This is a genomic window from Methylobacterium sp. HMF5984 (genome assembly GCF_045033435.1).
Taxonomy (GTDB): Bacteria; Pseudomonadota; Alphaproteobacteria; order Rhizobiales; family Beijerinckiaceae; genus Methylobacterium.
Genome location: NZ_JBJFLN010000001.1, coordinates 3150192 through 3162518, shown reverse-complemented (window position 1 = coordinate 3162518; position 12327 = coordinate 3150192). Strand labels below are relative to the sequence as shown.

At 66.3% G+C, this 12327-nt stretch carries 13 protein-coding genes and 1 tRNA gene; 1 reads left to right on the top strand and 13 read right to left on the bottom strand.

Annotated elements, in window-relative coordinates; all coding sequences use genetic code 11:
• Window positions 1-413: 413 nt before the first annotated feature.
• From ACFZ8E_RS15295 to ACFZ8E_RS15280, 4 genes are all read right to left on the bottom strand, one after another.
• Window positions 414-671 carry a hypothetical protein gene (locus ACFZ8E_RS15295; RefSeq protein WP_243938634.1) on the bottom strand — a complete coding sequence of 86 codons (258 nt, stop codon included), beginning with the start codon at window positions 669-671 and terminating at the stop codon, window positions 414-416.
• Window positions 672-901: 230 nt separating this feature from the next.
• Window positions 902-1171 (bottom strand): hypothetical protein, encoded by a 270-nt coding sequence (locus ACFZ8E_RS15290; protein ID WP_405043164.1) that lies wholly within the window; start codon window positions 1169-1171, stop codon window positions 902-904.
• Window positions 1168-1989: a hypothetical protein gene (locus ACFZ8E_RS15285; RefSeq protein WP_405043163.1), complete on the bottom strand. Its 822-nt coding sequence runs from the start codon at window positions 1987-1989 to the stop codon at window positions 1168-1170. Before ACFZ8E_RS15285 ends, ACFZ8E_RS15290 begins: the two co-directional genes overlap by 4 nt.
• Window positions 1989-2216 carry a CopG family transcriptional regulator gene (locus ACFZ8E_RS15280; protein WP_405043162.1) on the bottom strand — a complete coding sequence of 76 codons (228 nt, stop codon included), beginning with the start codon at window positions 2214-2216 and terminating at the stop codon, window positions 1989-1991. The genes ACFZ8E_RS15285 and ACFZ8E_RS15280 overlap by 1 nt, the downstream gene beginning before the upstream one ends.
• 602 nt (window positions 2217-2818) lie before the next feature.
• Here ACFZ8E_RS15280 and ACFZ8E_RS15275 point away from each other — a divergent pair.
• Window positions 2819-3001 (top strand): hypothetical protein, encoded by a 183-nt coding sequence (locus ACFZ8E_RS15275; protein WP_405043161.1) that lies wholly within the window; start codon window positions 2819-2821, stop codon window positions 2999-3001.
• A 641-nt stretch (window positions 3002-3642) separates the two neighbouring features.
• Here the strand turns inward: ACFZ8E_RS15275 and ACFZ8E_RS15270 are convergent.
• The 9 genes from ACFZ8E_RS15270 to ACFZ8E_RS15230 all read right to left on the bottom strand — a co-directional run bounded on the left by ACFZ8E_RS15270 (window position 3643) and on the right by ACFZ8E_RS15230 (window position 12082).
• Window positions 3643-5418, bottom strand: a complete 1776-nt coding sequence (locus ACFZ8E_RS15270; protein ID WP_405043160.1) for a DUF3987 domain-containing protein — start codon at window positions 5416-5418, stop codon at window positions 3643-3645.
• Complete coding sequence (locus ACFZ8E_RS15265) at window positions 5415-5711, bottom strand: hypothetical protein (RefSeq protein WP_405043159.1); 297 nt, start codon at window positions 5709-5711, stop codon at window positions 5415-5417. Before ACFZ8E_RS15265 ends, ACFZ8E_RS15270 begins: the two co-directional genes overlap by 4 nt.
• Complete coding sequence (locus ACFZ8E_RS15260) at window positions 5708-5911, bottom strand: hypothetical protein (protein WP_405043158.1); 204 nt, start codon at window positions 5909-5911, stop codon at window positions 5708-5710. Before ACFZ8E_RS15260 ends, ACFZ8E_RS15265 begins: the two co-directional genes overlap by 4 nt.
• A gap of 3 nt (window positions 5912-5914) precedes the next feature.
• Window positions 5915-6142, bottom strand: a complete 228-nt coding sequence (locus ACFZ8E_RS15255) for an excisionase family DNA-binding protein (protein ID WP_405043157.1) — start codon at window positions 6140-6142, stop codon at window positions 5915-5917.
• A gap of 91 nt (window positions 6143-6233) precedes the next feature.
• Window positions 6234-6833 (bottom strand): hypothetical protein, encoded by a 600-nt coding sequence (locus ACFZ8E_RS15250; RefSeq protein WP_405043156.1) that lies wholly within the window; start codon window positions 6831-6833, stop codon window positions 6234-6236.
• Window positions 6834-6851: 18 nt separating this feature from the next.
• Window positions 6852-8027, bottom strand: coding sequence for a tyrosine-type recombinase/integrase (locus ACFZ8E_RS15245; protein WP_405043155.1), 1176 nt, complete (start codon window positions 8025-8027; stop codon window positions 6852-6854).
• Window positions 8028-8169: 142 nt separating this feature from the next.
• Window positions 8170-8259 (bottom strand) — tRNA-Ser (locus ACFZ8E_RS15240).
• Window positions 8260-8312: 53 nt separating this feature from the next.
• The gene (mdoH, locus tag ACFZ8E_RS15235; protein ID WP_405043154.1) at window positions 8313-10484 is read right to left on the bottom strand and encodes a glucans biosynthesis glucosyltransferase MdoH; all 2172 of its coding nucleotides are present in this window, start codon (window positions 10482-10484) and stop codon (window positions 8313-8315) included.
• A gap of 86 nt (window positions 10485-10570) precedes the next feature.
• Window positions 10571-12082 (bottom strand): glucan biosynthesis protein, encoded by a 1512-nt coding sequence (locus tag ACFZ8E_RS15230; RefSeq protein ID WP_405043153.1) that lies wholly within the window; start codon window positions 12080-12082, stop codon window positions 10571-10573.
• Window positions 12083-12327: the final 245 nt, after the last annotated feature.

Here is a 12327-nt window from a genome sequence, read left to right as displayed (position 1 = left end):
CGTCGCGCTGTGGAGCCTGCGGCCTCACTGGATGAGATCGACCAATCCCTGGCCGCTGCGAGGTTCGACTGGCACGAGCGGGGGCTCTTCGACCGATCCCAGTCCCTTCGGCGACGGTGGCCATCACTCCTGCTCGGGCGGGTCGAGCAGCGATGGCGGGAGCTGCGGCGGGGGAGACGGTGGTGGTGGCGACTGAGCGTCGCTCGCTGCGCACTGTGATCACCATCGACCCCACATCCCGCCGCGAGCCTTCACATCCTCGGCGGTCTCGTGAAGCGTGCCGGGGGCGATTACGCGCTCGGCGCTGCTGCCCACGCCACCAGGGTCACCCGGGTCAACGGGCGGGGACCAGATGACAGGCAGCGGATCGGAGGTGATGACCGGGGAGGCTGGGCTGACTTTCATGAGCGATCTCATCCGATGTCTGGCGTCATGACGATCGACGCAGAGCCCTGCAGCGCACGCGCATACAGTTTCTCTCCACCCGTCTGCGCGCCCCATCCGATGCCAGGAAGGTCCCTGTTCTCGAAGACGTGCCCACGTGTGTCAGTGCTCGCGGGCTGAGCCGTGGCTACCTGCATCAGCACAGTCCCGGCCGTGATCTGAACGGTCGTCGCTGTGGCGCTGATCTGCTGCCAGGACGTCGTGAGGTCCGCAAAGGTCGTCGCCATAAGGCTCTCCTGAAGCTCTGAGGGAGGAGACCGCAGCGGGGTGACCCCTCCGCCGCGATCTCCGATGATCCCGCTGGCTTGGAGAGCGGGCGGTCTTGCCGGCCTTTGGATCCTGGCCCCCATGGCTTGGGATCAGGCGTAGGACAGGCTGGCTTGTCGCTGTTGGGCTGACCGGATCGCCCTCAATGGCGCGGCTGGAGGCCCTCGCGGGTCGGCCGCGCAATCTCGTGTCAGGCCACGCGGCGCCAGAGCGTCCCGTCAGCGGCCTGGCGCTGATCACCCACCTGGTAGGCGGTGAAGGCCGTGGCGCGAGCAGCAACGACCGTGCGCCCCTCACTCGCGGGTGCCTTGCGCTCGGCTGCTCGGACGGAGGCCGACCACGCCGCGTAGCGCTCGGCCTGCGTGGGAGCGCGATCTGCCGCTGCGGGAGCGCGGTCCTTGCCGAGGACGCGCCGCCAGTGAGCCTGATTGGCCTCGATGTTCTCTCGGCTGATGGTCATGAGCGGTATCCCGTGTCGGATCTGAGGGGCTGAGGAAGGCTGCGCCAGATCGGCGGGGCATCCCGACCGAGACCGGGCAGCGTCACACGATGCGAGAGCGGGACATGGGGCTCGCCGGGTATGCTGGGCACAGCGACCCGGCGCTCGATCGTCTTGGCGACCCGATGCCTGAGATCGTTACCGGCCAGGATACCGGCGGGCTGACCGGTCCGGGCGTCGACCCAGATCAGGTCATGGGTGGTCTCGTAGCGCATCGGGATGGTCTCGGTACCGTTGAACGGCTCACCCGGCGGCACCGGCTCTGCGCTGTCCGGCAGGGCTGCGTTGGCGTCGGCGATGCGGCCTTCCTGCTCGCGAAGCTGACCGAGCACCCCGGCCAGTTCCCTCGCCAGGACGGCATACCGATCGGCGAGTTTGGCCGCCTCAGCGCTGGCCTTCATGCCAACCTTGCGCAGCGCTTTGCGACGGGACTGCTCGGCCTCGTTTTCGGAGCGAGCCCTGGCCTCGGCAGCGAGTGCCGCAGCGTACTGAGCGGTGGCCTGATCGATGCGGACCTTAGCAACTGCGATACGGTGGTCGAGGTCCGCTACGTCGTCGGCGGTGCCCGTCAGCATTAGCTCGGGACGGCTAGCCTCCAGGGCGGTGCGTTCGGCGGCAGCAGCATCGCAATCGGCTGCGATGTCGGCCGAGGTGCGCGGCGCAAGCTGAGCGGCGTCCTGAATGACCGGATCGCGGGGCTGCGATCTGATGGTGACGACAGGGTGAATGGTCCGCGTCTCGCGCACATTCACCCGGGGAAGGGACATGCTGGTGCTCATCAGGCGGCCTGCCGCATCGCAGGGGCAGACGGAGCGGGCCCGGGGCCGTCGTCGGTACTGTTCGGGCTGAGGCGGACACCGTGCGCGGTGAGCTGCGCCCGGACGGACTGACGGACGAACTCCGACATGGTCTGACCGCGCTGGCGCGCAGCGGTATCGACGGCATCGGCGAGTTCGGTCTCGACCTTGAGACGAAGCGTGCTGGGACGGGGGATAGCGGTAGGCATCGGAGCACCACGGCATTGCGATTGCGTGGCTACGATAATGATAATCTACATTTATAAGTGCAAGTACCGGCCTATCGTCCAAGCCTGACACAAATCCCCGGCCGTCGTTCGCTGTTATTCACTGCTGTACTTTGTTATAGGTGATTATCCACTTGTGCGCCAGCTTGTCACACCCAAGCGAATGCTGGAGGCGGTCGTCACGGCACTCGAAATATCTTCGATTATCGACTGCGTTATTCAACAGCCTCGGCAGATGGTGCTAATCGTGATCTCCACTTTCTTGCCCCACTCGTTACTGCGGTCCTCATCGGTCTTTTGGTTCTTCTCCTGTACCTCTTTGCTGCTCGGCACGGCCGTCGCTACAGGATCTGACTTTGCAGCATTCGACTACCTCGCCTCCGGCTTGGGCTGTCGATGAGCTGGAGCCGCGGCAACTGGGGGCGTGAAAGCCAGCAAAGCCGTCAGGCTTGGACTTGCCTTCTGAGGAGGCCCTTAACTCACGTTAGAGCAATAAATTTGCAAACCGTTTGGGCCTCTTCTGCGTTTAGTGGCCCTAGCGACCCGGCTCTTCAGCGGCTGGTCGCATATCCGTGTGAGAGCTAATGCGATCGGGACGTGATCAGAACGCCGAGGCTAGCCAATCCGTCGAGGGCGCGGATCTGCGCGAACGCTTGACGCGGTGGGGAACGTTCGCGCTGCTCTTGATATTCTTCATCTTCACCATTGCGCTCTGGGGATACGCAGCGTGGTGGGGCGTGGTGAAGCTTATTCAGCTGTTCTTCTGACGCTAGTCCTCGGCAGCAACCGGAGCCTTGTGGCAGGTGATCGCGAACTCGACCATACCCACGAGGTAGAGTGCGCCTATCAGGATTGCGACGTCGGTCGCAAATTCCATCCCGTGTTTCCTCCTACGTATTTTTAACGGATGTTTCACGGCGTCTCCTTAGTTGGCAACGAAAATCGTTGCTGCACCTGCGAGATTGGGTGCGGCAGAAATGCGAAGGCGAATGCTGCTAGCAGACCTTGGCATTAACCGCCCTTCAACAAATCTGCACTACCCCGTCGGGCGGTCGGCTAATAAACTCCGTCTCGCCGAACGGGCGAGGCTCCGATGCTCCTCATAGTAGCTGTAGCGATTAGCAGTGGGCTCGTGACGTTCACTGCTCTCAGTCCTTTCAGCCTTCTGGCAGCGCTGATTACTGCACCGATGGTTGCGAGTACAGTGGCCGTACTGGCGGGCCTCCTCTTAGCTTGGCGCGACGCCAGCAAGACTGCCTTTCTCGACCTCGATGCTCAAACTGACGCAATGGTGACGGCGCTGCGCAGCGTAGCTCAGCCGGTAGAAGCCCCGCCTTCAGATTTGAGGACTTCCAGCCGACGGGATAGAGCCGCTTAACACCTGAGTTTCTCCGGTAACTCGGAAGACTCATTCTGACCGCTCATGCCTCGCCTCCCACTCTGTTCCGAGTTCCAAACCCCTCGTCCGAAAATATCTTACCCCCTGTGCCGTTTGTGCCTTTGGCGCCAATAGCTCTGTTTTTGGCGCTATTGGCGCCAATGACACTACCGGCACAGGGGTCCCCATCTTTCTACGGATGGGGGTTTCGGCAAAAGGGCGGTCGGCAATCACCTCCGGGTGGACCTCGTAGTTCTGTGCCTTTCGACCCTTGCGCTCGCCAGCACGGGCGAAGCGCTGTTGGATGAGGTTGGCCTCCAGAAGCTGCTTGCAGGCGGCCTCCATGTCAGCGGCGTCCCGCAACATGCCGCCGACCTGACGCCGGACATCCCGCGCGTTGAACTCGCCGATCCGGTTCTGCCGCAGGTGCCGGGCGAGCAGCATGCCGCGTCGCTCGACGACCGGGATCGACGCGTCGCCGAACACCCGCTCGGCCATCGGCAGGAAGTAGGCGTTCAGGAGATCAGCAGCGGCGGTGACGGCATCCGGGGAGATCTCCCTCGGCTCCGCCACGCTCGGTCCCCCGCCGCACCACCATAAGTGCTCCAGGACCGCCGAGAGTCGGAGCGCGTGTCCGCGCGCCTTGCCGAGCGTGCCTGCGAGCAACCCACTGGCTTCATGACAGCGATCGACCATATCGCGGGCGAACGCCTCCAGGCGATCCTCGGCTTCCGATGTCAGGCGCAGTTTCACCGGCTCCGGCTGACCAAACTCGTCGATGCCTTGGGCGAGATCAGTGAGCCGCGCGAAGGCTGACTGCATCGGCCCGTCGTCCTGAACGCCGCGCGCGAGCGTGAACTCGGGCTTGGTGTCCGGCCAGGCCCAGAGCAGACGCGAGGCCAAACCGTCGTCGGGGCCGTTGAGGATCATCTCCAGCTTGTCGGGCTGGACGCCGCCGAGCACGCCGATGCTGAGGTGCCGGATATGAAGCGGCTCCGGGTTCTTCATCCGGTCGACGACATACGATCTTCCACCATAGGACTCGACCGCGAAGGCCCGATCGGACCCGCCGCCACCGTACTTATCGAAGGCACCGAGCCAGCCGGCCAACTCATCGCGCACGAGAAGCAGGCCGCGCGGTAGCCCTGCTGCCAATGCACCCAGCGCCTCGACGGTCGCGTCGGCTACGCGGATGCGAGGCCGAACCGGAGCCGGCGGTTCGCGGGCATTGTCCGGCATCGGCGGCACGTCTGCGTCGCCGTTCTTAACGGCGGTCTTGACCTCGATCTTCCAAGCCTCGACCCGCGCGTCGCAGGCCTGCTTCAGGGTCGCATATTCCTGCTGCACCTCTTCGAAGCCGTAGGCCATGCGGTCCTCGGCGAAGCGCACCAGCGTGAAGGCCGCGTCCATGGACGGGGACTTCGAGGACGACGGCGGCCCAACCTCAGCGCACCAAAGGACAGGCGGCTCGGCCCACGCGGCGCCGGCCTGAGGCCAACGCACGTTGGCGATGGTCGCGCCGAGGCTCGCGAGCAGCGCCACTGCAACGTAGTCTGGCGGTGCCGAAGCGCTCCGAGCCTTGCGCTCGCACCACCCAGCCCACGGACCGAGAAGATGGAGCGGGAAGGCCGGAGCTGGGCGTCGTCCGGTCCCGAGTAGGCTCAGATCCGGCTCGCCCCACGAACCATACCCCCCTGTGCCGGTAGTGCCGTTGGCGCCGATAGGTTCGTGACGCGGATGATGCCAGTCGTCAGCCGTCGGCGGACCGAGGCGTTCCAACTCGTCGGCGAATGGGTCGGACTTCATGCCCGCACCTCCAGATTGTCGGTTGCGGGATGGTGGTCGGGGGCAGGCGTCCGTCGATCAGCCTGCTCGGCCTTAGACTTCTTCAGTTCGGCGAGAATGCTGGCCGCAGCGCGCACGTTCGCGATCATGCACCGGACTGAATATTCGAGCCCGGCATCGTTGCCGGCCTCGACGTAGCTCTGACCGATCCGGGCGTGGATCTCGGCGCCGGAAAGAGTCTCGGCGATGAACTCGCGGTAAGCGTCGAGCGAGCCGTACGCGATGTGATCGACCGGCGAGTGGGGGGCGCTCATGCGCGCCTCCCGTCGGTCTGCCCGAAGGCAAGGTCGGCCACAGCCGCCGCGAGCGCAGGGCTAAAGGCGAAGCGCGAAAGGATGCGCGAAGTCTGGATTTTGCGGGGATCGAGTGCTATCTGGAAGTCGTCAGCCGCCAAGCAGACATTTTCCAGAGCCCTCGCCGTGCCCGCGGCGGGGGTTCTGTTGTTATAGGCCATGCGCTATGCGGCCTCCTGCTCAAGTGAGGCGAGGTAACCGCGCAGGCTGTCGGCCGGGATGAGGGTGCGCGAGCCCACCTTGATCGTGCGCAGCTTCCTCTCGGCGATCAGCGCATAAATGGTGGTCCGGCCCAATCCGGTGACGTACAGCGCCTGGGGTACCGTGTAGGCAAGCTTCTCCGGCGACGCGCGCAGGTCTCCCTGCGGCGCCTGAACTGTGTGAAAGTTCATAGCTGCTGTCCTTTTAGTGTCCGCCAGAACGCCAGCGGATGTTCACTAACTTGGGCGGATCACTGCCAGCTGTCTTGTGGTCGAAGGGGGGTTAAACCCCGTTCGTGCGTTTCGCCCACTTCGCAAGCTCGTCATAGGCGCGGGAAGTCCGCACTCTGACTTCTTTTTCGTCTTTGGGTGCGCCGCCGTCTTGTTTTTCAAACCATTCAACGACCAGCTCGATCAATCTGGCTTTCTCATTCGGCAGACCATGTTGAGCGACCCACCACCCGCAGTACGCAAATGCACCCGGCCAATTATGCTCTTCAGGCCTCCCTCCTTTATTTCCGGATTTAGCTTGGCTTTTAGGCCAAAGGCTCAAAACCTCATGGCGCAAAACTTCGATCTGGGTTGCCTCAACGGCGTGTATTGTCCAGATATTACGTGACCCAGCTGCAGCTGGCGTTGTGAGAGAACTATTCGCAAAATCAAGATACCCAGCCTGAAAGAGGTAAGAACTCATTGGGCGATCATAGCTTTCGTCCATGGCATTGATCGTTATCCCAACCCTCATCAGCTTCGCACGCGCTCCCAGCTCATTCGAGCGGAGCTTTTCTAATAATTCCTGGGAAGCACGTTCGGGAAATCGACGAACACTCAGGACATGCTCGTATGCGCTTGCTATAGAAATCCATGCGTCCTCTTCTGACATCAATCATTCCCTACAACTCTACGAGCTGAATTCGGCCCACGCATTCATTAGATCGCGCCGCTTTTCGAATAGATCACCCCGGCGGTATGCCCGCTCAACCTTGGACTTGACGGTGTGAGCCAGCGCCATCTCCACCACCTCAGACGGGAAGTGCGTCGTCTCTGAAGCCCAGTCGCGGAACGAGGACCGGAAACCATGGACGGTAAGATCGGTGCGTCCCATTCGTCGGAGCAGCATGAGCATCACCGTGTTGGACAGCGGCTTGCTGCGCCGTCCGCTGGGGAACACGAAGGTCTCATTGAGGCCGCGCATCTGCACCAGAACGGCTAAGGCTGCGGCCGACAGCGGCACGCGGTGTTCTGCGCCGCCCTTCATCCGTTCAGCCGGCACGATCCAAATTCCAGCCTCCATGTCGATCTCACACCAGCGAACGCCGAGTGCTTCACCTGTGCGGGCTGCCGTCAGGATCGTGAAGGCCATCAGCTTGGAGGCGATGCCAGGCTGACGTTCAAGCAGGCGCATAAATGCCGGCAGTTCCGCAAAGGGTAGGGCAGGGTGGTGCTCAACCCGCTGCACCTTTGATCGCTTGGGCAGGAGGTTCTGCAGGTGCCCCTTCCATCGAGCCGGGTTCTCGCCGCGCCGGTAGCTGCGCGCTGTCGCCCAATCCAGCACCGACTCGATCCGACCCCGCACCCGAGTGGCGGTCTCAGGCTTCGCTGACCAAATCGGTTCGAGGGCCTGCATCACTAGGCCGGTATCGACCGCCTGCACCGGCAGGTCCCCAAAGGTCGGGTTGGCGTAGGCTTCGAGCGTCGCCGTCCACTGCGCGGCGTGCTTGTTGTTGCGCCAACCGGCCCGGTGCGCCTCGATGTAGCTGGCAGCGCACGTCCGAAAGGTGATGGCGCGGGCTGCCTCGACTGCTGCGTCTTGCCGTCGACCAGAACGGATCTCGATCGGGTCCAAGCCTTCGGCCGTGAGCTTGCGGCAGTCACGAGCTTTGTCGCGCGCCTCGGCCAAAGAAAAGGTGTTCGCCGACCCCAGCCCCATGGCGCGGGCTTTCCCGCCAAGGGTGAACCGATAGATCCAGCTTTTCGCCCCCTTGCCGGAAACCTGAAGCCACAAGCCGCCGCCGTCCCCGTACATGCCGGGGGCGTTCAGGCGCGCGACGCCCAGAGCAGTCAGCTTACCTTGCACGTCCAAGCTACCCACAATGCTACTAACATCGTAAGCCTGAATTTGTGCAAACGCCAGCGACCGGCCGCGAACGGCAGATTGATGATTTTCCTGATATTTCGGCGACTTAACAGCTAGCGGCGAACGGGGAGGAACAGCCTTCTGGCGGAAGGGGTGGGATTCGAACCCACGGTGAAGTTGCCCCCACGGCGGTTTTCAAGACCGCTGCCTTAAACCACTCGGCCACCCTTCCGGCGGATTGGGTTGTAGCGGAGTTCGGGGACGGCGGACATCGGGAAAATCGGGTCAGGGGGCGAGGCGCGCGAGGCGGCCGAGCAGGGCGCGGTCGTGGAGGAGGGCCATGCGCTCCTTGGGGCTGAGCCAGGTGCGGGCCTCGTCGAGGGTCTCGGCCTCGACGACCTTGGCCTGAGCCAGGGTATGGTCGACATCGACCCGGCCGCGGGGGCGCGGCTCGGCGCTCGGCAGCATGAGGGTGTGAGCGTCCGCCAGGGCCGGGTCGGCGTGGATTGCCGCGAGCGCGTCGGCCTCGTCGAGGCCGCGGGCCTGGTTGCGGGCGGCGAGCGCGCCGGCGCGGGTGGCGATCGGCGGCGGGTCGCGCTCCTCCGGCGTCATCAGCAGGCCGCGCCGCTTCAGGGCGAGGCCGAGCTCCAGCTGCCCGCTCGCCCAGGAGATCGGGATCGCGAGGACGAGGCCGAGGATGGTCGGCGCCATCCAGAGGAACAGCGAGGTGGCGATGGCGAAGGCGGCGATGCCCGAGACCAGCCCCAGCACCGTGTGCCAGCGGTGGCGGCGGACGATGTCGCCGAGCGGGATCGAGCCGTCGTCGCGCCGTTGGGGGTTCCAGCCGGTGTCGCGCCCGGCGAGGATGCTGAACACCGAGCCCGACTGGATCACCATCGCGATCGGCGCGATCAGCGCCGAGAGCAGGATCTCGATGAGGCAGGACGCGACCAGCCGGCCCGCGCCGCCGCAGGCCCGGCGCACCGGTCCGTCGATCAGCGCGAGGAGAAGGCCCAAAAACTTCGGGGCCAGCAGGATGCCCATGGTCAGCCCGAAGAGCTGCAGCGCGCGCACTGGATCGAAGCGCGGGAAGACCGGGTAGAGGCCGAACTCGGTGGTGAAGTATTCGGGCTTCACGTAGGCCGTCTGCAGCACCAGCGCGATGCCGACCACGAGCTGGCACAGCCAGAACGGCGAGGCGGCGTAGCCGGCGATGCCGGTGGCGAAGTGCTGGCGCGAGGCCGCCTTCAGGCCCGCCGCCCCGATGATCCGCGCGTGCTGCAGGTTGCCCTGCGCCCAGCGCCGGTCGCGGACCGCCACGTCGATCAGCGAGGGCGGGCTCTCCTCGTAGGAGCCCGGCAGCGTCGGCAGCATGTACACCGCCCAGCCGGCGCGGCGGATCAGGGCGGCCTCCACGAAGTCGTGGCTGAGCACGTGGCCGCCGAAGGGCGGCGTTCCGGGCAGGTCGGGTAGGCCGCAGGCGGCGGCGAAGGCGCGGGTGCGGATGATCGCGTTGTGGCCCCAGTAGTTGCCGTCGCGCCCCGACCAGTGGCCGAGGCCAGTGGCGATCACCGGGCCGTAGATGCGGGCGGCGAACTGGGTCACCCGGGCGAACAGCGTGTTGCGGTTGATGATGAGCGGCAGCGTCTGGATGATGCCGGCATCCGCGTCCGCCTCCATCGCGCCGGCGAGCCGGACGACGCTGTCGCCGGTCATCAGGCTGTCGGCGTCGAGCACCAGCATGTGGTCGTAGGCCCCGCCCCAGCGGGTGACGAAGTCACCGATGTTGCCGGCCTTGCGGTGATGGTTCCTCCGGCGGTGGCGGTAGTACAGGCGGGCGTCGGGGCCGAGCGCTTCGCGCAAGCCCAGGAAGGCGCGCTCCTCGGCGATCCAGGCGTCGGCTTGCGTCGAATCCGACAGCACGAACCAGTCGAAGGCCGCGCCGAGGCCGGTGGCGTCGACCGCCTCGCGCATCGCCTCGATCGCCGCGAAGGTGCGGGCCGTGCCCTCGTTGTAGACCGGCATCAGGATGGCGGTGCGGGTGGCGAGCGCCGCCGGCACCGGCGGCAGGCGCGGGCGGCGCAGCAGCACGGCAAAGCCGAGAATCGCGCTCGTGAAGGCCAGCGCGATCCACGAGAAGGTCAGGAGGAACAGCGCGACCAGCACATACTGCAGCGCCGTCGGCGAGCCCGAGACCGACACGGTTTCGTACATCTGCCAGCCGCCATAGGCGGTGAGCGCGACCGCGCCGCCGAAGACGAGGAGACGGGACGCGTGAGGACGGGCAGGGTGCCGCGACGGCGCATGCCCGAGCGCCGGGTCCCAGGCGGACAGGCTCTGCACCGGCATCGCCAGGGGCGATTCCGGCGGCAGGGCGTCGGGGAACGACCGCTCGCCCGGGTGGCCCGACGGGGCGTCGCGCCGTGCGGTCGCGGGGAGGGCGGCGAAATCGTCCATGCGTACGGCCTTTGATCCATCCTCGTCTTCGGAGTCTCGCGGGGCCGGCCGATGCGGCCCGGCGGTCCCTCGAACGCCGCTGCCTTCTACGGCGTCCAGCGATAGAGCCAGGTCTCGGTCACCGCCCGGCCGCCCCGCACCAGGGCGAGGCGCAGCTCGCTCGCGCGCTCGCTGCCGGGATCGAGCTCGAAGGCGACCCGGACGGTCCTGCGCTCCGGGTAGCTGAAAAACTGCTGGCGCGCGATGCTGCCCGGGGCCGCCGCCAGGGCGATGTCGAGGCCGCCCTCGGAGAACAGACCGTCCCCGGTGAAGTCGACCAGGAACAGGCGGCGCGCGCCCGCGCTTCCGCGCCCGCTGCGGGTGCCGGTCACGGTGGCCAGCGGCGCGGCGGGCGGCTGCCAGCACCAGTGCTGGCGGTAGCGGAAGGTCGTCTCGGAGCCGGCGACGACGGGCTCCTTCGGCCGCCAGTAGGCCAGCACGTTCTCGTTGAACTCGGAATCGCTCGGGATCTCGATCAGCGTCACCGCGCCGCCCGCCCAGGCATCGGCCGGCTCCAGCCAGAGCGAGGGCCGCCACTCCCAGTGCTGCATGTCGTCCTCGAAGTCCTCGTAGGTCCGCGCCCGCTGCATCAGCCCGAAGCCCTTCGGGTTCTCGTCGACGAAGGACGAGATCTGCAGCGCGTCGGGGTTGTGGACCGGGCGCCAGATCGCCTCGCCGGCGCCGTTGCGGATCTGCAGGCCGGCGGCCGAAAAGGCGGCGGCGCGCGCGTCATCGACGCGGCGGCGATCCTCGGAGCCGAACAGGTAGCTCGCCTGCATGCCGCCCAGGCCCAGGTGATCGATCGCCATGCGGGCGAAGATCGTGGTCTCGACCTCGGTGGTCGAGGCCTCGGTGCCGGGCCGCAGCACCATCCGCAGGGCGCCGGAGGCGGAATCGGAATCGATCAGGGCGTGGAGCACGAGGGCGCCGTCGGCCGGGCGCTCGATGAACACCGCGCGGAAGATCGGGAACTCCTCGCCGCGGGCGTCGGCCGGGCGCAGCGTCAGCGCGCGGGCGTTGATGCCGAAGCCCTGGCCCTTGGCGACGAGGCGGAAGAACGAGGCGCCCTGGAACACCGCGAAGTCCGACAGGTCGGGGCCATCGGGGAAGCGGGCGCGCAGGCGGAAGCCGGAGAAGCCCGGATCCTCCGGGAATTCCGGCAGCGCGAAGCCGCCGGTGTCGAAGCTCGCCGGATCGTAGGCGATCGGCCGGATGCAGTCGTCCTCGACCAGGAACAGGGCGACGCGGCCGGTGAAGATCGCGCCGCGATGCAGCGGCTCGATCGTGAAGCCGAGATCGTCGCCGGCCCAGATCGCGGCGGCGGGCTTGGTGCGGATGGCGCCGTACTGCTCGCGGCTGAGCCCCTTGAGGCTGGCCGGGAGGTCGTCGGTGCGGGGGGCGGCGTAGGCGGCCTTGGCCAGCGCGCGGGCGAGGGCGGGCACGGTCGACGCGTCGAAGGGTGCGCCGGCGCCGGGCAGGGCGGGGGCGTCCTCCGCGGCGGCCGGAACGGGTCGGAACCTGGCGCCGGCCAGGACCGCAGCGACGGCCGACAGGCGCACGACGTCGCGGCGGGTACGGTCTCGCGAGACGGGGTCACGGATGGCGTCGGAGCGCGGATCGGTCGGCAGCGTCGTGCCCCTTCGTTCGGGTGGGTCGGCGATAGGATCGGAAACAGCGAGACCTTGGAAACGGTTCGCAACAATCGGCCCCTCGTACCATCCCGGCACCTGAACCCTCGGTTAAGGTCGGTCGACGATGGCGAATTCCGTCCCCTGTGTGATCGAGGCCGCGCTTGCGGGCCGGA

Bases quoted from the DNA above. Each gene is read 5' to 3' on its own strand.
- ACFZ8E_RS15260 (WP_405043158.1), bottom strand. From the start codon at position 5,911: ATGGCCTATAACAACAGAACCCCCGCCGCGGGCACGGCGAGGGCTCTG.
- ACFZ8E_RS15290 (WP_405043164.1), bottom strand. From the start codon at position 1,171: ATGACCATCAGCCGAGAGAACATCGAGGCCAATCAGGCTCACTGGCGG.
- ACFZ8E_RS15285 (WP_405043163.1), bottom strand. From the start codon at position 1,989: ATGAGCACCAGCATGTCCCTTCCCCGGGTGAATGTGCGCGAGACGCGG.
- ACFZ8E_RS15270 (WP_405043160.1), bottom strand. From the start codon at position 5,418: ATGAAGTCCGACCCATTCGCCGACGAGTTGGAACGCCTCGGTCCGCCG.
- mdoH (WP_405043154.1), bottom strand. From the start codon at position 10,484: ATGGACGATTTCGCCGCCCTCCCCGCGACCGCACGGCGCGACGCCCCG.
- ACFZ8E_RS15255 (WP_405043157.1), bottom strand. From the start codon at position 6,142: ATGAACTTTCACACAGTTCAGGCGCCGCAGGGAGACCTGCGCGCGTCG.
- ACFZ8E_RS15280 (WP_405043162.1), bottom strand. From the start codon at position 2,216: ATGCCTACCGCTATCCCCCGTCCCAGCACGCTTCGTCTCAAGGTCGAG.
- ACFZ8E_RS15250 (WP_405043156.1), bottom strand. From the start codon at position 6,833: ATGTCAGAAGAGGACGCATGGATTTCTATAGCAAGCGCATACGAGCAT.
- ACFZ8E_RS15265 (WP_405043159.1), bottom strand. From the start codon at position 5,711: ATGAGCGCCCCCCACTCGCCGGTCGATCACATCGCGTACGGCTCGCTC.
- ACFZ8E_RS15295 (WP_243938634.1), bottom strand. From the start codon at position 671: ATGGCGACGACCTTTGCGGACCTCACGACGTCCTGGCAGCAGATCAGC.
- ACFZ8E_RS15275 (WP_405043161.1), top strand. From the start codon at position 2,819: ATGCGATCGGGACGTGATCAGAACGCCGAGGCTAGCCAATCCGTCGAG.